Source organism: Nitrospira sp. BLG_1, assembly GCF_047338595.1.
Taxonomy (GTDB): domain Bacteria; phylum Nitrospirota; class Nitrospiria; order Nitrospirales; family Nitrospiraceae; genus Nitrospira_D.
The window spans coordinates 1-18,266 of sequence record NZ_JBLFBO010000048.1 but is presented as its reverse complement, the minus strand read 5'-3'; the positions used below and the strand labels follow the sequence as shown (position 1 = coordinate 18,266).

Genomic DNA, 18,266 nt, shown 5'->3' with positions numbered 1-18,266 from the left:
AATGGATAGGTCTTGAGATCCGATACATTGATCGGAGCAATCAAGGCAGGACGGCCGGTTGGAGATGTCCGATTAGGACGCGTTGCCAAGGAGATGATCCTCTATCAGCTCACAGAGCACATGGCCCAGCGTGATGTGACTTTCCTGGATCCGAGATGTCAGCGTGGACGGTACGATAAACGGGTAGTCAACCAGTCCGGCGAGCGTGCCTCCCGATCCGCCGGTCCAGGCCACGGTGATCAGTCCGCATTCGCGAGCGGCCGTGATGCCTTTCAGGACATTGGGAGAGTTCCCGCTCGTACTGATGCCGACGGCAATATCGCCCTTGCGGCCATGAGCTCGAACTTGGCGGGCGAAGAGCTCTTCATACCCATAGTCATTCGCAATGCAGGTAATGGCGGCGATATCCGTCGCCAAGGCGATCGCGGGGAGCGGCACTCGGTCGCGCCGATATCGACCCACAAATTCAGCGGCGATATGTGCGGCATCCGTGGAGCTTCCGCCGTTGCCGAAGAGCAGAACTTTGTTGCCGTTGCTGAACGCATTCGCGATGAGCCGTGCGACCTGCACGATGCGGTCGGCATGCTCGCGTGCGAATTGCTGTTTGACATTGGCACTGTCGGCAAATGCGTTCAGCACAACTGCTTGCATGGGCGAGATTCTAGGCGAGGCGGCACGGTGTGTCAAACGAAGGCGGGGATCCGTCGTGTGAGCACAACATGGTTGTTATGCGAGAATCGGGTTGGCCGACCGCGTTCACTGCACGATCTCCCAATGACCACCCTTGGCTGGACCAACACGCTTCACATATCCCTTCATTTTCAGATGATGAATGTTCTTTTCTATGGCCGTCGTGCTCAAGCGTAATCGCTTTGCCAGTTCCGATACAGTGACTCTGGGATTGTCTTTCATAGACTGCACAATGGCCGTACGGGTTTCACCCAACTTTTCACCCAACTTTTCACCCAACCGGTCTTGGACAGCCCCAGAGGCGGAAGCCCGCAGGTGCGCAGGATTCGCGCGGAAGGTCAGCATCAGCCCTGCCATCCCGAAGTCATAGGTCGGCGGATCAATCCCGTGCTCCCGGCATTCGCGGTTGATCTTCTCAATACCGCGTCCCCAGGACTCGATATAGCCTGCTCGGAAGAACGCATTGGCGATCAACGGATTGAAGGGTTGGGACGGATGTTTGCCCAGCAGTTTTTCCAACGTCCAGTGCTCCGGCAGGTCACCGGGGTTCCAAAGCACGAGCTTGTCTTCATACACGCTGATCTGGATGGGCACGCCGCCGCTGTAATCTTTATGGACTACCGCATTCAGCAGGGCTTCCCGCAGAGCGGCGTATGGATAGAGGAAGGTCTCACGCCGCTGCAAGCCATGGTAGCTGATATAGGCCTTTAGATACTTCGTATGCAGGAGTTCCAGCGCGCGCTCCACCTGTTCGAACAGGCTGCCATGCACCTCGTCTTGATACCGGAGATCATCGTCCGTGACAAAGAAGCCGATCTTGATCCATGCCCCGCTGACATACTGTTCCGGTCTAGGTGAAAACAGGAGACACGTCGCCCGTTTCAAACCATGCTTCTCTGTCAGTTCCAGATTCCCGAGAATGACTTCTCGGCTGTCGCGCAAGACGGACCGGTCCATCCGGCCGCTCTGCGAAGCACCGGCTTTGAAGAGACGCAAGGCTGCGGCACTGCACGATCGTGCGGTGAACGAGGGTTCTGGGGCATCATCCCAATGGCGGCCCCGTTTCTTCAATAAGAACTGCTCAAGCGCGGCGCCCTTCAGTTCCTGCGTGGTGCTGCCGCTTCGAATATAGTAGACGCCTTTGTAGCTGATCGGGCTGGGATAGGGCTCCACCCGAATTTCTACCAATTCCTTCCCCGCCGTTTTGACGAGTCGAACGTCCGCCATGATGCCCAACACATCGCGGATCTTATTCGGCAGATCTTCCATCAGCTTCCCGGCGTGGCTCACCCCGACAGCCTTTCCCTCGTTATCCCGACCGATCACCAGCACCCCGCCGTTGGCATTGGCAAAACCACAGAGCCACTTTACACACTCGTCCCTCCAGGACTCCTTCCACTCGATGCGCTGGGTCTCTTTCTTCATAGTTGATGGTGGAAAGTGGAGAGGGGATAGTTATTGCGCACGAATCGATGCACAACTCTGCTCGGTCATATATTCTGTCTGATAAAACAACTCCATCCAGTACAATGTCACGTCCGCCTCTTTGAGTGGGAATTTGTCTTGTGCGCGAAGCCTGGCTTGCTTTCGGCATGTTCTGCCTCGCGCATCATCACCCCGATCGATGTGCCGCCACGCAATAGGTCGTAGCGAGACCTGAGAGAGGAATAGAGTTCGGATTTCTTGATAGCCATGGATCAAGCTTCTGAATGAAGAAATTTGTGTTGCCAAGAATACCCCTTTCCAAGCAGGAAATCACCACAGCTCAACGGCCGGGAGACTCAATATAGGCGTTATTATTGGGACGGCTGACGGATCAGTGGGTCAAGACGATCGGCATGTTGATGGGCCCACGAAAGCCAGTGATCCGCTGGGCCTCCCGGCTGGATCTCCCCATGCTTGGCAATCAGCATTTTTTTGAGAACTGTCAGATACCCTCGAAGCTGCTACGCCTTGGCTCAATTGACCGCTTCCTGTTCCAATCTTTGGAGGACAGGGCATGCCAATCGTGACAGATACTTGCGTTGATCACCGTTATGCACCTGTCAATCGAATTGAATGGGCATAGAGCCAGTGGTATAGTCGTCGCGCCATGGCGCAAGATCAACCTATCAAGGCACTTGTGGTCGCATTAGTCGATGATGCGGCGGCGGCTGTCTATTCGATCAACCGGCTCAAGCCCGAGGCCTTGTGTTTTGTCCTGCCGGAAGGCAGCAAGGCGTTGGTTGAGTCGGCGGTCCAGCCGAATATCGATCAGATGCCGAAGCGGTGGGATTGGATTGTGCTGGAAGATGTGACGGAGTTTTCGTCGACCTTCAAGACGCTCGCTTCCTCACTTCCGGAACTGTTTCGGACCTGGGGCATCCAACCAGGGGAACTGGTTGTGGATCTGAGCGGAGCGAAGCCCGCGATGGCCGGTGCGCTCACATTGGTGGCCGTGCCCTGGACCTCTCGCGTGGTGGCATTGAGCCCAACTCAAGAGGGGCAAGAGGATGACTTCGTTGAAGTGAGCGGGAAGTCTTTTGTCTGGCAGCAGAGCAATCCATGGGATGAACAGGCGGCAGTGGCGCGTCGTGAAGGGTGTGAGTTGTTCAATCGGGGACTGTTTCATGGCGCAGCGAAACTCTTCCACGACGTAGAGTTACGGGTCAGCGGCGGGCAGAAACCGCTCTATCGGGCGTTTGCGGATTTGGCAGAAGGGTACGACCTGTGGGAGCGGTTTCACTATCGGCAAGCATGGGAAAAGTTGAAGACATCAGCAAAAGCGCTGGAGATGGCGTCACTCTGGGGTGGGCCGCCCGGACTCAAGGCTGTTCTCTCTCCCATTAAAGCCAATGCCGGTTTTCTCGAAAAACTCGTGCTCGACCCGGCAGAAGTCAAAGAGTCGCTGGTCCTGGACTTATTGGCCAGCGCTGGTCGACGACTCCATGCTCGTCATGACCCTGAGACAGCCATGGCGGCGCTCATCAGGGCACTTGAGGTATCTGCTCAGGTTCGTCTGTATAAATCACACAAGATCAAGAGTTGGGATGCGCAGCCCGCACAACTGCCGGCTGCTCTTCAAGAAGTCTGTCGGACCTGTTATCTCGACGATATCGACGGTAAGTACAAACTGCCGCTCCAGGCGCAGTTCCGTGCCTTAGCCGGGTTGGGTGACCAACTAGGGCAGGGGTTCTTGCGGGAATGGCCCAAGATGAAGCCGCTATTGGATGCAGCGAATCATGCTGTGCTGGGACATGGGTTCGAACCGATCAAGTCCGAGCGAGTCCAGCAACTGTATGAGGTCGTGCTCCGACTGACGGGCATTGCGGAGTCGTCGCTGCCGAAGTTCCCCGTGCTGAGCCTCTAGATGCAACGTAGTGTTTCATTCGGTTGTTTCCGTGGCTCGTGATACCGCAACCGCCATAACCATTCATTTCAATAGGTCTTCAATCACATCCCATCTATCTCTGTATTGTTCTATAGACCAACCTGAGCATGACTTGAACGGTGGTAGATGAATTACTCTGACTGAACTATCTTTATGAACTCGTCCGTTCTTGCCCTCTGAAAACAGCCACATCTTGTGTGCTCTGGAAACGTTCTCAGCAACAACACGTGAAGGTATTACATAATACTCAAATGGTTTGTTTTGTATCGCATGTGGTATCCCGGCAAGAACCCAAATGAAGTTGTTGCCATAATCCTTCTGTGATTTTAGACCAACAGAACATGTTCTGTTTCCAGGCACAAAGGTTTTCACTTGAATGTGAACAAATTTAGTGCCCTCCTTGTTGCTACACAGAATATCCGTGTTGGGTGTATTCCCAACCGTGACTAACGCGACAAGGTCCCTACGACACAGTTCGCCGGCAACGAAGAATTGACTGGCATTGCCTCGTGCGGATTTGTCAGATTTTCGAGATTCCACTTTTTGCATCTACCCCCTCACAATATCTCATGGCGAATGACTGAATTGCAGAACGAGTTCTGTAATAAGTAGCTGAGCATTCTTGTTCTGTCTCTCAGGTGACTATAACTGCTTTGCCTTGGGAGTCAGCTAAACCAATTCGCAAGTAATTGTGAATGTAAGTGGCATATGGTCACTGAACTCTAACCATTCAGTGTGGCGACCAACTGACACCGTAGTGCTTTGAATATTGCATATGTCTCTTGATGAGAAGGCATAGTCTATGTGATATGGCTTTCGGAGATTTCTATGCTGATAAAAGGTTGGAATAGATTCAGCGCCCTGTTCTTCACCTGTTGCTGCGTGGTATAGGCTCACCAGATTTATAGTGCTTAGCTCTCTTACAACGGCACTATGATTCCACCGCCGGTCATGGTTGAGGTCCCAGACCTTATTGCTGTTCAGGTCTCCGCAGAGTACTGTGGACCTTGCCGCCATTTTGCCTTTGTGAAGTTCTAGGTACTTCCAGAGCTGCCCAATGTGGCGAAAAGTTCGCAGATTGCCATGTTTTGTCCAAACTCCGACGAGAGTGAACTGGCTATTGACAGTGATGGGCAAAAACAACTGCAACTCATTGCTTTCCCAATTGAGTCGCTGAATTTTCACAGGGCGAGATGCGAATATGCCCAACCCTTTGTGCTTACTTTCCCCAACCCATAGATAGTTTTCTGCCCATTCCCTATATTCCCCTTTCGAGTGTTCGGGACTCTCACACTCTTGGATCACATAAATATCAGCCTCAAGTGTAACTATTTTCTGAAACTTATTGCGGAATCCACCGTTGCAATTCCATGTGACAATTTTCATATGGCGCCAAAACTCAAGTAGGTTGATGCTGCTTGCTCTTCCCTCTCATGCGGCGATAACTGCTTTGCCTTGGCTGATCATCTTCACCAGACTACTCCAATTTCTTTCCCATCAGGTGCTTTCCGTAATGCTGGGGGGATCATCTTTACCGAAGTTCCACTGTGGGGCGCAAGCGGGAATGTCATCGCCAAGAGGACTCTGCTACAATTCTGCCTTGTTTTTGACGCGTATAAGGGGTATCAGATCGGAAGCAATATTAGAAAACATCACCATCAACTCACCGTTAATTGCGACAAGCGCAAGGTAGCTAGTTGGAAATAAAGATATATTACGAAGACACCGACTGCGGCGGAGTCGTCTATTACGCCAATTATCTGAAATATTTTGAGCGGGCCCGTACCGAATACCTTGAACTGCGTGGGCATTCGGTAGCTGCCTTGATGGAGCAGGGCGTCATTTTTGTTGTCGTACGGGCAGAAGTGGACTATTGCTCACCTGGTCGGTATGGAGACACGCTGGTCATTGAAACGGCAGTCGGCGAGGTGACTCGGGCGGCATTGACCTTTTCCCATGTCATACGTGAGAAGGTGACGGGGCGTGTCGTCGTGAAAGGTTCGGCTCGTTTGGCGGCGACGGACAAGAACGGCAAAGTCACACGTCTGGACAAAGGTTTGGTCGCCACGCTTCAGCCAGCGCTGCCTTCCACTGAATCTCTCTCTTCATGAACTTCGTTCTTCTCCGCACGGTCGAAGAGATTCACCCTATTGCTTCTAAAACCTCCGTGAATCCCTGGAGTACTCAGAAGTTTCGTTGGCCCCAGCAGGCGTGGATGGGTGCTGTCATCAACCAACAGGATGGGTCATTCAGTGGGGTGATAAGCGCGTCGTATTCCTTGGCTCGTTCCTCGGTGAGGCTCCCGTCAGTCTGTTCCGATGCACGGATTCCCTCCAGGCTTTGTCGCCACCACTGTCCCCATGGGCTCTCGCTTCTGACAACCGATGCACTTGCCTTGTGGCGGAGATTGACTAAACCACAGCGCTCAAACAATGCCGGAAGTTTCCGTCCAAATGTTGGGTCGTACCCACGTACGCTCCACCAGTCGCCATTCTTCCAGGCACGATGATACAGCTCGTAGTGAAGATGAGCGGGATCAACAGGGGCGACCAACCCCCAATCACCGTCCTCGTCAATCAGCCATCCCCCTGGCCGTAAACATTCCACCATGCGACGGATGGCGTTCTCCTGATTGCCCGCGAGCCAAAAGAGCAGGAGGCGAGCACAGACCAGGTCAAATGAACCGGGCCCAAGCTCGTCCAAGGGATCGCTCAGAATGTTGTGCCGGCGTATGTCGAGGTTTGGGATAGTGAGGCGCTCAAGGTAGGTGGTGTCGACATCGGTGGCCACGACTCGTCCTTGTTCGCCAACTTGCTGGGCCAGCCACCTCGCCATGGATCCACGGCCGGCACCCACTTCGAGGCACCGCCATCCTGGTTGGACTAAGGCGCGTCGTTGACGAGACAGTGGGTCGAAGATCTCTTCGAGAAGGGTAAGCCGCTCATCTTCGACTTGTTGACGGCCGACTGCCGAAAGACGATAGCCGGGAGACCTGTGGGTGTTCTTCGCACTGTCTTGATGATCCGACATTCGGCGCGTTTCAGATGTTTATGCGCTGCTTCCCCGTGCAAATCGTTCCAGCCGTATCCACATTACTTCCTCGCCGATGGCATATCCGATCATCAGCGGGAGTGACAGCCAGCCCAAGGTCTCCTCCGACCAATTCGAGGTGTAGGCGATGACCGCACAAAGGACGGCCAAGAAGAGCGATGAGATCTGGAGCAGACGCAGATGCTTGCCGTAGAACACCATGATGTGTGCGTTTTCCGTTGGATTCAGTTTGGCATTCACCTCAGCGTTGATGTACCCCAGAAAACCGATGACGCAGAGGGTTGCTATACTCCAATACCACCCACGAGCACCATGGGCGACAAAATAGGCGGCAAAACACTGGGCGGCACCAAGTGCAAAGGGCATCATGCCGTCTGCGAGTTTCGGGACATACAACAGTATGACGAATCCACGAATAAATCCGTTCCAGACCAGGACGAGGATGATCAAGGTGTTTGCAGCCAACAGCCACTGGGATGGGGTAAAGTGCTTCCCTTCCTCAAAGCACACCAGAACTAAGAATCCAAAGCAGGTGGCCTGAATCACGCTGATCACGGTGTAAAACGTCACGTGATGGGTATCGAGGAGGGCGGCGAGCAGTCTCACCCGAGAGTGTTCTCGACTCTCCGGCGTCGTAGGAATCTCAGCGTGATAGTCCATGCCGTGTTGCGTGGAGGAATAATATTGACGGCACCATCATCGGCCACAGGGCAGCGCCACTGGCCCTGCTCACGGCAGTGCCGGCGATTTCATTCAAGAAAATGACGGTACTATCCTTATGACGGATGCTTCTGTCAAGCGGCACTCAATCTTTGGGTGGCTTCGTGTTTGGCAGGGTGTGTTGATCTCAACTGGTAGGAAGAGAGCGGGCGGTGAAGGCTTGTATCGGGGGTGTTGGCCCCCGACTGATCGCGCCGGTCGGTGCACGACTCTACCGATAGGAGCATCTGAGGGAACCGTGTAGTGGTGGTTCCTGCAGGAGTTATGGCCGACGGGGCGAACTCAGTGAAATGGACTGGGGTGGCTTCTTGCCCGGTTGTAGTTTTCCCTGAGGTGAATGTGCTGCTAAGGAGGTACTCACCACGATTTCGATTCGTCGGTTCCTGTTTCGGCTTTCGTCGTTGTCCAGTGACTTCGCTGCCGTATACACGACAGCCTTCACACGATCGGCATCAACCCCACTATTGATCAGAGCTTGACTGGCCTGCTCGACGCGGGCGCGTGAGAGCTCAAGGTTGTCTCGAAACAGCTTTCGTGCATCGTTGCGGATCGGTTTGGTGTCGGTATGGGCGGTCACTTCGATGTGCCGATAACGAAATTTCTGGAGGACCGCTCCGATCTGTCCGATCAATGAGTTGCCGCTCGGTGTGACGGTGGCTTCCCCAGGAGGGAATAACTCACTGCTGACCAACGCGAGTGTCAGGGCAGTCCGCTCCTGTCGCAGGACCACTGTGCCTCGCTTCAACTCCTCTCCCAGTGAGCCGGAAAGCGCTTCGCCGATCTTGGTCAGATCGAGGCTTCCGGCGTCAGTCCCTTCTCCAGCAGACGTACCGGGAATGGGGAGGTCGGTCACCGACAGATTGGCATCGGGGGGAAGCTCGCCGGCCATATTCGTAGCGGCCGGACTCACTTCCAGAGAGGGGAGGCCTTCATCTGGTTTCGGCAAGCTCCGTTCGAGATCTTCCAGTAACCGTTTCGTGCGTGCAATCTCGGCATCCCGGTCCATCAACATCGGACCAAGATCCGCATACTTTTGTGTGACTTGTTTCAGATTGTCCCTGATCTGCACCAGCTCTTGTTCTTTGCCCAGCATCTGCTGTTCGAGTTCGGTCAGACGGCGTTTGATCTGTGCGGGGTCCTGCTCTTTCCCAGCCGTCTGTTGTTCGAGTTCCGCGATGCGGCGTTTGGTCTGGGTCAGTTCTTGCTCCTTTGCAGCGGTCTGCTGCTCCAATTCCGTCGCCCGACGTTTGGCTTGCGCGGACTCATATTCTTTCCCGGCTAACAGTTGTTCGAGGTCGGCGACCCGTCGCTTGGATTGAGCTGAGTCCGGCATCTTCCCTGCCGTCTGCTGTTCCGCTTCGGCAGCTCTGCGCTTGGCCTGGGCTGACTCCTGCTCTTTCGCCGCCATCTGCTGCTCGAGGTCGGCAATACGGCGTTTGGCCTGCACCAGTTCCTGTTCTTTCCCGGCGATCTGTTGTTCCGCTTCGGTGGTCCGGCGTTTCGCCTGGGTCAGGTCCTGCTCCTTCCCGACCAGTTGTTGCTCAAACTCGGTCGCCCGGCGCTTGGCCTGGGTGGATTCGTAGTCTTTCCCAACGCTCTGTTGTTCGATCTCAGCGACACGTCGTTTAAGTTGGGCGAGGTCCTGCTCCTTTCCGGCCATCTGTTGTTCGGCTTCGAGTACCCGGCGCTTCGTTTGGGTCAGGTCCTGCTCTTTTTTTGTCAGCTGTTGTTCAAGGTCGGTGACCCGGCGTTTGGCCTGCGCCAATTCCTGCCCCTTCCCCGTAGCTGCCATCTGCTGTTCGACTTCGGCGAGCCGACGCTTGGCTTGGGCGAGGTCTTCAGTTTGTGCCGCAAGGTCTTCTCGAAACTTTTTGGAGTTTTCGTGAACGGTGGCTCGCAGGGCGGAGAGTTCACTCTCCTTGGCATGGAGCTGGATGACCAGTTCGCCGATCCGTCGTTTGGCATTCTCCAGATTGCCTTCCGCAAGTTGTCGCTCCAACTCATCGATGCGTTGTCTCGCCTGTTGGAGACTATTCTGCGTGATGCTGAGTTCATGTGACAGCTCTTTATCCGAAGGTCCTCGTGGCGTGGAATCCTGCTCCCTCCTCGGCAGTTGAGCGACGAGCTGCTGCCGCGGATCAGCTGAAGGCCTGTGGGCTGCTCCAACTACGGCAGTCTGGACGAGAGCGGTCTGTTCGTTTGGATCGAGAGCAATTCCGGCTGTGGAGGTTGAGAACGGAATGACAGGAGGACCCAGAGCCTTGTCTGCACCATCAGGGCGTGACTCAGATAAGGTGTGTCTCACACTCGATGAAGCGGTGGCCACAGCAAGCAGAGGATTCCCGGAAAGCAGGGCAACGAATTCCAGCATGAAAATGAAGAATATCCTGATCATGTCTCACCCCCAACGGTGCGGTGATTGCAAAATGTGGTCAGAGGAACGTGTCATACCCAGGATGTGTCTCGCAAGAGACCAGAGGGCATCACAAATTGTCGTACGTGACACGAATGGGAACGTAGTGTCAGATGTACGCGTATGCGTGCATGCACAAGAGAAAGACTCAAGGCGATCCTATCGTCTTCGTGATTTGCATTGCAAGCCAGGATATCTCAGACCGTGGCTTCAGGGTGACCGTCCGCCAATGGCCTCAAATTATGCCTGAGCAGCAGGACATTGTTCGTGCGCTGTGATGGGCTGGAACAGTATCTCTCAATTGAGAGAGTATGTGAGGGGCCAGCTTCGTGAGGCAACCAGGTCAATCGATAGGGTACAGATTGTCTCGCGGCGTGAACCGTTTCTGGCGCTCAACGACCGTCCCGGTGCACTGATAGGCTTCTTGATTCAGAAATGGGAACATCAGGAGGAATATATTGGAATTCAGTGTGACATCGTCCGGGTTCAGACGGACGCGTTGCTCACGTGACGCCAGCTTCAGATTCAGCATGCACCCTTCTTTTGTGTATCCATTCGCGGTGATTTTCCCAAGTTGCCCAGCCCCTCCAGATACCTGATCTGTCTGTGATGCACAGGAGGATAGAAACAGTGAAGCGAGGATGCCCAATACTCTGACCGCTGCACTCATCTCGAGACCTCAACAGAGTTTCACAGTTCACAGAAACCCATCGCCCGAGTGCGCCACGAGGGATGGCGGCTCGGGGCTTGGTTTGGAAGGGACTCTCCTGAGAGGGGTGAATCGCACACCGTGAGAGATCCCAGGTGATTGTCAGAGAAAGGTCGGGAGAGAGTCAAGGAAGAAAGACCGTTGCCGGGCGCAGTGAAGGATGTGGCCCTTAATCCGGTACTTCCTTGCATACCACGAAGGTCTCAAAGCATAGTCCCCACGTTCTGTGGATAAAGCTGTGGATACCCTATGACTTTTGGGGAAAGATCACGCTCGCGGTATGGTGATCTATCACCTTGCCTATTTATTGGGCATCCGCACGGGATGAGGGATACTACAACTAATTGTGGTTTCGGTGGTCCTTGCGGTGATTTTCGCGCATTCCTAGATGTGGGTGTTAGGTCATGCCGGCTACTCTTGGGTAAGGCGAGCGAATGCAACCATTCTTGAGGCTATCCACAGGATAGCTGGATTTTTGGGGATTGCTGGTCTCTTGTGCCTACCCAGTGCCAACTTCCGATCTGTCAAGAGCCTGTCGAAAGACAGGCGGCCTTCCATTCGATGGAACCGATAGGGCTAGACGGCTCAATCGATCCTACTTTTTTCGGTACACATTGAGCCCGATTTTCTCTTGCCGATCTGGGATGGTGACGTTGCCTTCCGTTGACGCGACAATGGTTGTTTTACCTGTTGAAGATGGGCCGAACTCTTTCGAAAGATCCACTTTGATGGTTAAGACGGTCCCTTCAACGCTCATTTCGACATTCTTCATGATCTGCTCCTTTCATGGCTCAGTGTGAGGGCTGGTTTCTCTCGGAGCCTGTCCGACATTGACCTTTCTACTGCGGCGAACGATCTGTGACCATCTGCGTCGTTCTCGGCCCAGAACAATCCTCAACGTATCCCAGCGAATACGCCTCCGGTTCTTCCGGGCCTGCGGCCTCGCATCCGGCCGCACATCCTTCGCCTCGTCACGAATGGCAATGTCGGACAGGCTCCTAGGCTGAGGAAATCGATGGCAGCGGGTTTCATCCGTGTGTTCCTCTGCTGCTCCTTGACGGAACAGGGGGAGTTTCCCCTGTGTGAGTGGTCTCCAGAATCATCTCGTCAGCGGGCGAGGACCGTGCCGGCGAGCTTTTTGGCGATGCCGGGTAAATGGCCTTGGGCTTCTGCACCTTGAAAGCTGAACGTCAGGACGAAGCCAGAACATTGGGTATAGCCGGTTCCCCCGGGGCCTTTACCGTTTCGAAAATCACCGACGACCATGTCCCCTCCCGTGCAAACCGGGAAGGCGGTTCGTTTGAAGGCTGGATTCTGCAGGTAGGGCTCCATCACTTCCTTGATCCCTGCCGTGGTTTCACTTTGTAGCTCAAGGTGCACGTAGATCGACAGCGCCTGGCCGTTGGGCCATTGCCAGGCACACCCTTCACCGGTCCCCATTCTGGACTGGACCGCAGCCAACTTTGGGGATGAGAGCAGGCTACAGACTTGAGCTGCCATAGGACTTTCGGCATGCCCCGGGGATGTGATCAGCAGTCCGCATAGGATGATGAACGGTCGCAGTCTCATATTGCCTGTCCTTAAAAAAATGAGGTCAACGGCTTTCACTATCACTGACACAGGACGAACCATTGGATGGAATTGTAGTCCCACGATGCCGTCCGATCAATGGCTGTCTACGGGTGACTCCACGAACGGGGTGAACCCTGAGCCCCTTCGCCGCAGCAGGGATGTTGTTGGGAATGGCTCACGATCTCTATGGTTCCTCCTCGTGAGGGCGGACCGCACAGGATTGTGCGGTGCTACTGCCTCGGCTTGGGGAGTGGGGCGAGCTGTGGGCTTGCGATCAGGCTGACGGTGATGGTCTGGGGTTCGTCACTGTGTTGCTCTTTCATACCGACGATGACCTCGCGTGGCTGCGATCCCCATTGTTCAAAGGTCAGCTGGATGGAAGCACGGTGCTCGGTCCGGGGTACGACCAATCTCTCGCCGGATTGAACATCATAGCCCCGTACGCGGTGATATCCGTTTGCCGGCAGGTAATCGTAGACAAGTAGATGACTGTCGGGTGCCCAATGAAAAGTCAGGACTTCTCCCTCCGTGATGACGTCGATCTCCCTTGGCGCCATCGTGGCGAGGTCTAAGAGCCCCACGAGCGTGTGGTGGTCCACCGTGGAAAATGCTGCAAGTCGCCCATCTGGTGATACCCGCACAAGGCCGAATCGCTTTGGACGGAAATACAGGCCGGGCGCAATTGCGGATTCAGCCGGTAGGTGTTTCAGCGTGAACCGATCGGGGATTGCTGGATCACCGGAGGTGATCACAAGGGCTTGCTGATCAGGGGACAGCGTCACGGATGAGGGATTGACCGGAAGAACCGGGCTGCAGGTTGACAACAAGCAGCCGGTGAATACGAGGCTGACGGCAGAAGACCACCTCCCGCGACAATGGGCCATCGGACGGGCGCGTTGCTCAGAGGCCAGGGATAGGTTGCGCTGTGGCACCGGCCCAGAAGTAGTTCCCGTCGGCGTCTTTGTACCAATGGGCATTGCCGTTGACGGTGAGTCCATTACTTGTCCAGCCTTGATACGGCAGTTTCCTTCCGCCCTTGACCGTGCGGACAAGGGGAGCTGCGGAGGTCGGAGCTTTTTCGCGGATGTTGAGGTCGACGCGAGTCTGTACGATACCCGGTTTTCTCACAAAATTAAATGTGGCCGGACTCTGGTGGATGTCATTGGCCATGTCGACGAGCTTGTCGAGATCCACCTCCAGACCAGGACACGTTTTGTCGGCACGGATCTCACGGTGGCCGATGATATGATCGCGATCGCAGGGGATCGCCCATCGTCGGCAAATGGTTTCAATCAAGCCGGCGCTGGCCCTGTACAGCGCATCTGACCAGGGCGTATTCTCTGTTCCCTCGTGCTCGATTCCGATCGTATACCAATTGGGGTTGACCTCGGCTTTCAATAGTCGCCACGTAGGAGAAACGAGGCGGCCTGCGTGCCACGCTCGATCGCTTTCCCCCACATATTGATGGATCTCGCCGGTTTTCCCGATTCCATAGTGGGCGGACACACCTGATTCCTCATTCGAGAACCAGGCATCAGTCCCCTTGAGTGTGCCCTCCATAATATGGATGACGATGGCTTCCGGTCTGTACCCTTCTCGTCCTTTGTCTTTGTTGGGGCTTCCGATCCACTGAATAGCCATGAATTGCCTCCTTCATGCGTTTCTCGGTCGACAGCCTTTGGACCGGGAAGATGCCTGGTCTCATTCTAATCTCAGCCGGGAGTCGTGGGTCAAGAAGCCGCGATATGAACGGTTGCTCATGCTTTGTAACGGTACGCTGTCTTCATAGGAAGTCTCCTGATTCCCGTGACTTCTTCTTCGATCTCGGCGGTGAGGGGCTGGTCGTGGCATCGCCGGAGGAGCGCCGTGAACAAATCGTCGAGTGCCATCAAAGCCTCTCCCACGATATGACGAGCTTCTCGTTCTGAATATTGTAAAGGAATCAGCCGTCGCCGCTGCCATCCTCGGAGCAGAAACGTCCGCCCAAGTTGGGCATAGGGTCGTTCACATCCCATCACGAATTCCCTGCCCTGGTCATCTTCGAGAATAAACCCTTTCACATTCATCTTGGCACTCCTACTCTCTCAACAGTGTTCACTTCTGCAGTGCCCGTAGACCCTGCTGGTTCCAACATGATTCAGCCCGTACGGTGAATGCCCTCAAGGAGACGCTTTCTTCGACCCGTCACGAGAGAACCGCCGGAAGGCCGGGGCGCCGAAAGGCGCCGATGACAATCGATACGTTGTCTATATCGGACCAAGACAGTCTTGCGATCTCCGGTTCGGTGCCGAACGATTGAAGCAGCAGGAGGATACCGAGAAACACGGCGATGATTGCAGGCCAGATCATCGAGAGTGCGCCAAGGACGAACGCGAGGGTGATGGCTGCTGATACCTGCTGGGCGAACTTGTTTTTAAGTATGAACATGGGAGTCTCCTTCGTGTGCGCGCTTGGTAGCCCTCGATCTGGTGATGCCGCATTTGTCATGATGAAGCCTTCCAACAGACCGGTTACCGTTCATTGGATATTTCGGAAAGAGGTCATTCTGTTACGGCTCATCGCGCCGGCGCATAAATCATGACGCCATGAACGGGATGTAACGTTGAGTCTGCACCTCGCATGAACCATGCCTCGGTACATTCTTGAGGCCTATCAATATTTCAAAGAGTTATCAGCGGGCAGGTCTACGTAATAGGGCTTGCATGCGTATCTTATCCGATCCAGTGAATCTAAAAAGATTCATGGGGGTGGAGGTGGGTAAGAGGCTGTCTCTAGACAGTGACGGATCTTGCCTTGGTTTGTCGTCCGGATCGGCTGGGTGGGTGCGGTTTCACACCTATGAGCGGGAAGCATCGTACCTGTTTAACGGGGATCTCAATATGCAGATCCGGCCAGTACAGAATGTCGGAATGGAGTTGTGCCACATGCGTGAGCTTTATGGAAGGGACGTTTCGAAATTGAGGAAAATCGATGAACGACACAAAGATCTCACGGTTGGAGGTCAACAGCCAGAGTCCGTGCCTCGTGATAAGGGTTACACCCACTTTCGAAAGGACTTTGTTTGGGCTGAGAGGTTTCATCGGACTGCTCCTGGGCAAAAAGCCATGTTCACTCCCGGTCAAGCTCGCTCTTGAGTCATGCTGATACTAGCTATCCTGTTTTCGACAGGCCTTCACGTCGGAGAATATCGGCGACATTCTGTCCATTCACAAACACATCGGCGACGAGGCGATGGTAGACGTCACGCCCCTGGGGTACGATCCGAAGAGAGCCACTGCGCAAGAGCTCCTCCAACCGTTGTTTGGCAGCTGGCCCCGCCGGCTCATTCATCTCTGGTGTATCGATGCCGCGTAGTCTGATGCGCTCGCTTCCGACACGAATGGTGTCCCCATCGACTGCCCGCACTTGCAGGGTGCTCAGCAGTCTCATCTCGTGTCCCGTGCTGGATCGAAGTGTAGAGAGCCGACTAGAAGATTTGTGGCCGGCCCCCAGCTTGTACCGCCCTTTGGGATAGCGTTGTGGGCGGCTGTCCGGCGGGCGTTTATGCCGTGGCTGTTTGTAGGTGGGGAGGCGATCAGAACGGTCTTCGTCCGGCGATGGGTACCAGCAGAGGTCACAGTGCTGGTTCAGGGTTGATCCAAGGTCGGACTGTTCAAGCCGCGCTGCGGAGGCGTCCGATGATAGCTGGAGAGACCACCAGCCAATCAGCACCGAGATAGTCAGAATCACATGCGGCTTCATGATGTGTTGATATGAAGCAGGTGTTGTGCCAGATTCGAACCAATTGACAATGGTTAAAACGGCATGGTGCAATGCAGCCGTATCTCGTTGAGATACATCGATATTCCTGCGAGAGACGAACGACGCTTCACGATTCACGGAGGTATATGCCATGGATATGATGGGACGGGTGGGGTTGATAGAAATTCCAATGCTGATCGCCCCGGATCAGAAAGCCTGGATGGATCGCATGATTAAGGAAGGGAAAATTGCCATTCCGCCCGGGGGGACATTGGAAAAAGGGTCGTTGTATTCAATGTTTGTCCGCATGCTGCTCCACAACGCCATGGAAGAGCAGAAGCGGCAAGAAGCCCTGGAAGCAGAAGATGAGGATGACGAATAGACGAACGTGAAGAGAAGAAACGGTTAAGCGCGAACTGTATCTAAATAGATAACGATGTATCTGACAAGATACGAACGACGCTCGCTTCGCTGAGCTGGCGAAGCGGGCTTCACGAGCGGCTTGCTTAGAGTTTCTTGAACGCGGAGTGTGCAGCGCGGATGGTTTTCTCGATGTCCTGATTGCTATGGGCAGTAGAAAGGAACGCTGCTTCGAACTGGGATGGCGCAAGATAGACACCCTGCTCCAACATGTGGTGAAAAAACTGGCCGTACCGTTTCGTATCAGATTGCTTTGCCGTGCTCCAGTCCACCACAGGGCCTGGGGTAAAGAAAGTCGTCAGCATCGATCCGACGCGTGTTTGCGTCACGGGGACTCCGGCCCGCTTTGCGGCTTCACCGATGCCCTTGGCAAGGGTCACGGATCGTTGCTCTAACTGCTTATAGACTCCCTTCCCTCGTAGTTGCTTCAGCGTCGCCAATCCGGCTGAGACCGCCAGGGGATTTCCCGAGAGGGTTCCTGCTTGGTAGACTGGTCCAACCGGTGCGATGAGATCCATGATCTCTTTCCGTCCGCCGTAGGCACCGACGGGCAGTCCTCCCCCGATGATTTTCCCGAGCACTGTCAGGTCAGGTTTGATGCCATAGAGGGCTTGTGCTCCGCCATAATTCACGCGAAAGCCTGAAATGACTTCGTCAAAAATTAATAAGATGCCGTGCTCGGCGGTCAGTTGTCGAAGTGCCGGCAGAAAGTCCGGTGCGGGCGGTACGACACCCATGTTGCCCGCGATCGGCTCGATAATGATGCAGGCGAGTTGCTTGTGATTGGCTTTGATGAGTTGTTGAACAGTCCGAATGTCATTATAGGGTGCGGTCAGGGTGTGTTTCGCAAAATCATCCGGCACCCCCGGTGAGTCCGGAATCCCCAATGTTGCCAGACCCGAACCGGCCTTTGCCAACAAATAGTCGCTGTGTCCGTGGTAGCACCCTTCGAACTTGATGATTCCCGTGCGTTGAGTGAACCCTCGAGCGACACGAATGGCACTCATGACTGCTTCGGTTCCTGAGCTGACCAGCCGGAGTTTTTCCATCGATGGGAATGCGTGGCGAATTTCTTTTGCGAGTGCGACTTCCAATTCCGTCGGTGCTCCGTAACTGGTGCCTTGCCCGGCCGCCTTCTTGATCGAGGCAATGACCGCTGAATGGGCATGTCCCAGGATCATCGGCCCCCAGGACAGCACGTAATCGATGTAGACATTCTTATCCACATCGTAGAGGCGCGATCCTTTCGCACGCGCGATGAAGCGCGGCTGTCCTCCCACCGAGCGGAACGCGCGAACGGGGCTGTTGACGCCGCCGGGGATCAGCTGTTGGGCTTCTGTAAAGAGTTTGGCGGACCGGGATGTCTTCATAATGGGGGCGCACCCTACCATGGAGGATGAGAGTCGGTCAAGAAACCGGTGGTTGCGTCATCGGGTATCGGTTCCTCAAGGACCAAAAAGTGTCGATCGGATGCACTTCTTATCAATTTGGATACAGCAGAAGGCACAGCCTTTCGATCGTAAGATCTAATTGCGCGGGAGTTCCCCACCTGGGAGGGTGGGGGTGAGAGCAGGGCGCCG

19 protein-coding genes are annotated in these 18,266 nt (G+C 54.7%); 3 read left to right on the top strand and 16 right to left on the bottom strand.

The features are described 5' to 3' along the window. Nucleotides 1-72 precede the first annotated feature (72 nt). Both ACMTNU_RS18125 and ACMTNU_RS18120 read right to left on the bottom strand, forming a co-directional pair. A complete protein-coding gene (locus ACMTNU_RS18125; protein ID WP_413936707.1) occupies nucleotides 73-651 on the bottom strand; it encodes an SIS domain-containing protein in 579 nt (192 codons plus the stop codon). A gap of 105 nt (nucleotides 652-756) precedes the next feature. Further along, the gene (locus tag ACMTNU_RS18120; protein WP_413936706.1) at nucleotides 757-2,115 is read right to left on the bottom strand and encodes an ATP-binding protein; all 1,359 of its coding nucleotides are present in this window, start codon (nucleotides 2,113-2,115) and stop codon (nucleotides 757-759) included. Between the two features lie 667 nt (nucleotides 2,116-2,782). Between ACMTNU_RS18120 and ACMTNU_RS18115 the strand changes: the two genes are divergently transcribed. After that, entirely contained in the window at nucleotides 2,783-4,039 is a 1,257-nt protein-coding gene (locus tag ACMTNU_RS18115) for a TIGR02710 family CRISPR-associated CARF protein (RefSeq protein WP_413936705.1), read from the top strand. 690 nt (nucleotides 4,040-4,729) lie between these two features. Here the strand turns inward: ACMTNU_RS18115 and ACMTNU_RS18110 are convergent. Next, the gene (locus ACMTNU_RS18110; RefSeq protein WP_413936704.1) at nucleotides 4,730-5,446 is read right to left on the bottom strand and encodes an endonuclease/exonuclease/phosphatase family protein; all 717 of its coding nucleotides are present in this window, start codon (nucleotides 5,444-5,446) and stop codon (nucleotides 4,730-4,732) included. Between the two features lie 311 nt (nucleotides 5,447-5,757). Between ACMTNU_RS18110 and ACMTNU_RS18105 the strand changes: the two genes are divergently transcribed. Continuing rightward, nucleotides 5,758-6,171 carry an acyl-CoA thioesterase gene (locus ACMTNU_RS18105; RefSeq protein ID WP_413936703.1) on the top strand — a complete coding sequence of 138 codons (414 nt, stop codon included), beginning with the start codon at nucleotides 5,758-5,760 and terminating at the stop codon, nucleotides 6,169-6,171. Between the two features lie 73 nt (nucleotides 6,172-6,244). Here ACMTNU_RS18105 and ACMTNU_RS18100 read toward each other — a convergent pair whose 3' ends face one another. The 12 genes from ACMTNU_RS18100 to ACMTNU_RS18045 form a co-directional block, all read right to left on the bottom strand. Continuing rightward, entirely contained in the window at nucleotides 6,245-7,090 is an 846-nt protein-coding gene (locus ACMTNU_RS18100; RefSeq protein ID WP_413936702.1) for a methyltransferase domain-containing protein, read from the bottom strand. Nucleotides 7,091-7,108: 18 nt separating this feature from the next. Continuing rightward, nucleotides 7,109-7,771 (bottom strand): hypothetical protein, encoded by a 663-nt coding sequence (locus ACMTNU_RS18095; RefSeq protein WP_413936701.1) that lies wholly within the window; start codon nucleotides 7,769-7,771, stop codon nucleotides 7,109-7,111. 322 nt (nucleotides 7,772-8,093) lie between these two features. After that, nucleotides 8,094-10,202 (bottom strand): OmpA family protein, encoded by a 2,109-nt coding sequence (locus ACMTNU_RS18090; RefSeq protein ID WP_413936700.1) that lies wholly within the window; start codon nucleotides 10,200-10,202, stop codon nucleotides 8,094-8,096. A gap of 385 nt (nucleotides 10,203-10,587) precedes the next feature. Beyond that, nucleotides 10,588-10,914, bottom strand: coding sequence for a hypothetical protein (locus ACMTNU_RS18085; protein ID WP_413936699.1), 327 nt, complete (start codon nucleotides 10,912-10,914; stop codon nucleotides 10,588-10,590). Between the two features lie 634 nt (nucleotides 10,915-11,548). After that, complete coding sequence (locus ACMTNU_RS18080) at nucleotides 11,549-11,725, bottom strand: hypothetical protein (RefSeq protein WP_413936698.1); 177 nt, start codon at nucleotides 11,723-11,725, stop codon at nucleotides 11,549-11,551. Between the two features lie 335 nt (nucleotides 11,726-12,060). Next, complete coding sequence (locus ACMTNU_RS18075) at nucleotides 12,061-12,522, bottom strand: hypothetical protein (protein WP_413936697.1); 462 nt, start codon at nucleotides 12,520-12,522, stop codon at nucleotides 12,061-12,063. A gap of 233 nt (nucleotides 12,523-12,755) precedes the next feature. After that, nucleotides 12,756-13,409, bottom strand: coding sequence for a hypothetical protein (locus tag ACMTNU_RS18070; protein ID WP_413936696.1), 654 nt, complete (start codon nucleotides 13,407-13,409; stop codon nucleotides 12,756-12,758). A gap of 16 nt (nucleotides 13,410-13,425) precedes the next feature. Then, the gene (locus ACMTNU_RS18065; RefSeq protein WP_413936695.1) at nucleotides 13,426-14,166 is read right to left on the bottom strand and encodes an N-acetylmuramoyl-L-alanine amidase; all 741 of its coding nucleotides are present in this window, start codon (nucleotides 14,164-14,166) and stop codon (nucleotides 13,426-13,428) included. Between the two features lie 116 nt (nucleotides 14,167-14,282). Further along, on the bottom strand, nucleotides 14,283-14,591 hold the full coding sequence (locus ACMTNU_RS18060) for a hypothetical protein (RefSeq protein ID WP_413936694.1): 309 nt from the start codon (nucleotides 14,589-14,591) through the stop codon (nucleotides 14,283-14,285). A gap of 118 nt (nucleotides 14,592-14,709) precedes the next feature. Then, the gene (locus ACMTNU_RS18055) at nucleotides 14,710-14,952 is read right to left on the bottom strand and encodes a hypothetical protein (protein ID WP_413936693.1); all 243 of its coding nucleotides are present in this window, start codon (nucleotides 14,950-14,952) and stop codon (nucleotides 14,710-14,712) included. Nucleotides 14,953-15,296: 344 nt separating this feature from the next. Next, nucleotides 15,297-15,605 (bottom strand): hypothetical protein, encoded by a 309-nt coding sequence (locus ACMTNU_RS18050; RefSeq protein ID WP_413936692.1) that lies wholly within the window; start codon nucleotides 15,603-15,605, stop codon nucleotides 15,297-15,299. Between the two features lie 70 nt (nucleotides 15,606-15,675). Further along, a complete protein-coding gene (locus ACMTNU_RS18045; protein WP_413936691.1) occupies nucleotides 15,676-16,254 on the bottom strand; it encodes a thermonuclease family protein in 579 nt (192 codons plus the stop codon). 163 nt (nucleotides 16,255-16,417) lie between these two features. Between ACMTNU_RS18045 and ACMTNU_RS18040 the strand changes: the two genes are divergently transcribed. Then, entirely contained in the window at nucleotides 16,418-16,648 is a 231-nt protein-coding gene (locus ACMTNU_RS18040; RefSeq protein WP_413936690.1) for a hypothetical protein, read from the top strand. Between the two features lie 124 nt (nucleotides 16,649-16,772). Here ACMTNU_RS18040 and hemL read toward each other — a convergent pair whose 3' ends face one another. Beyond that, complete coding sequence (gene hemL, locus ACMTNU_RS18035) at nucleotides 16,773-18,056, bottom strand: glutamate-1-semialdehyde 2,1-aminomutase (RefSeq protein ID WP_413936689.1); 1,284 nt, start codon at nucleotides 18,054-18,056, stop codon at nucleotides 16,773-16,775. Nucleotides 18,057-18,266 lie beyond the last annotated feature (210 nt).